Below are 440 nucleotides of genomic sequence, written 5' to 3' on the forward strand. Positions count from 1 at the left end.
TAGCTATATTGCGCAGCTAAAAGGCATTTCATTAGGTCAGGTAGCGGAAAAAACAACGCAAAATTTCGCCGATCTTTTTTTGCGTCGCTAAGTTAGTTTTTGTGCGCATTCCGCCTGTTTGGTCTAAAATGACTCGTTAATAGATAGTATTTACTTTATGTGTTGTTAATTACGCTCTGTGTTTAAAATCGAGTTCACATAGCTGTTGTAGTAAGTTTCCGTATAAAAAATAAGTACTTGAAAGCGCGTACATTAGTAAATAACGTCATTTTTTATGTGGCTTTTTTATTTAAATACAGTCACTTAGTGTGTGTTTGTGTGTTTATTGTTCGCGTTATCGAATGTGATCCATAACGGCTTTTGAAAACTTAGATTTTAGTCAGTGAGGAAAGTTGAGGCGCATCAATATATATTTAGAGACGAAAAATATAATCGTAGAG

At 34.3% G+C, this 440-nt stretch carries 1 pseudogene; it reads left to right on the plus strand.

Annotation, left to right across the window (positions count from 1 at the left end):
• Positions 1-91, plus strand: a pseudogene (locus tag AB4585_RS23050) (metal-dependent hydrolase); the annotation flags it as partial.
• Positions 92-440: the final 349 nt, after the last annotated feature.

The sequence above is a fragment of the Vibrio sp. 10N.222.49.C9 genome (genome assembly GCF_041474985.1).
Lineage (GTDB): Bacteria > Pseudomonadota > Gammaproteobacteria > Enterobacterales > Vibrionaceae > Vibrio > Vibrio crassostreae_C.